Below are 1327 nucleotides of genomic sequence, written 5' to 3' on the forward strand. Positions count from 1 at the left end.
TCTTGCGCACTTTTCCGACAGCCTCATAAGCCCGCCGTCCGGTGCGGCTACCCCTCCAGCAGAGTCACGTCCAGATAGCGCCTCGAGCCCCACTCGCTCTCGGCCACGTACTTGAGCCTCGCGGTCACGAGCATGAGGGCGCTCTTCCCGTCGGGGAACGTCCCGACCACGCGCGTGCGCCTGCGGATCTCGCGGTTCAGGCGCTCGATGGCGTTGTTGGTGCGTATGCGCCGCCAGTGCTCGCGCGGGAAGCGCGTGTACGTCAGGGTCTCGGCGTATCCGTCGCGGACGACCTTCGCGGCCTCCTTCAGCCTCATTGAGTCGAGCTCGTCGGCCACCTCGAGGGCCTTGGCCTCGGAGGCCTCGCGCGACTCCATGGCGTGTATGGCCTTGAGCATCGCGGCCGCCTTGGGCCTCTTGGACTTGGGCACCTTCGCCAGCGCGTTGCGGTAGAAATGGACCGTGCAGCGCTGGTAGGCGGCGTTCGGGAAGACCTCGGCGATCGAGCCGACCATGCCGGCGGCCTTGTCGCCGGTGAACATCCTGACCCCGCGCAGCCCGCGCGACTTCAGCCACGAGAGGAACTCCCGCCAGCACTCGGCCGACTCGGTGAAGCCCTCGGCGGCGCCTATCACCTCGCGGTAGCCGTCGTCGTTGACGCCTATCGCCACCATCACCGCCACGTTCTCGTAGCTCCCGCCCCAGCTGCGCTTCAGGTAGATGCCGTCGACGTAGACGTAGGGGTAGGCGCGAACGAGCGGGCGGTTTCGCCACTCCTCGACCGCGGCGAACGCCTTCTCGTTCAGGTTCGAGACGGTCGCCGCCGACACGCTCGACCCCCACAGGATCTCGGAGACGTCCTCGATCCTGCGCGTCGAGACGCCGGCCAGGTACATCTCGATCATCGCCTCCTCGACGCTGGTCTCGCGGCGCCGGTAGCGCTCGATGATCGCCGTGGTGAACCTCATCCCCTTGAGCTTGGGCATGCGCAGCGTGACCTCGCCGGACGTCGTTGCCAGGCTCCTGTCGTAGTGGCCGGCCCGATAGGCCTCGCGCCCCGCGGCGCGCTCGTAGCGCTCCGCGCCGACGAGGTCGCCCGCCTCCTCATCCAGAAGGCCGTTCAGGGTGTCCTCGACCGTCTTTCTCACCAGCTCGCGCAGATCGGACTTCAGGCTCTCCTCGTTCAGTGTTACGATTGGCTCGGGCATGGCTCTCCTCCAATATGCTTCTTGTCTCGACAACTCGAATCATACCGGGGCGGGCCGTGCCCTCCTTCCTATCTGGACGCTATCCTGCTGTCAAAGTGCGCAAAAAATTGTACGTTACC

Annotated in this window: 1 protein-coding gene; it reads right to left on the reverse strand. The window is 66.2% G+C overall.

The annotated features are described in order from the left end of the window. Nucleotides 1-47: 47 nt before the first annotated feature. The gene (locus tag C2L80_RS13465; RefSeq protein WP_087198813.1) at nt 48-1208 is read right to left on the reverse strand and encodes an IS256 family transposase; all 1161 of its coding nucleotides are present in this window, start codon (nt 1206-1208) and stop codon (nt 48-50) included. Nucleotides 1209-1327: the final 119 nt, after the last annotated feature.

Origin of the sequence: Rubneribacter badeniensis, from assembly GCF_002899695.1 — a bacterium.
Classification (GTDB): Bacteria; Actinomycetota; Coriobacteriia; order Coriobacteriales; family Eggerthellaceae; genus Rubneribacter; species Rubneribacter badeniensis.

Coding starts and splice junctions, on each gene's coding strand:
- C2L80_RS13465 (WP_087198813.1), bottom strand. CDS start 1,208: ATGCCCGAGCCAATCGTAACACTGAACGAGGAGAGCCTGAAGTCCGAT.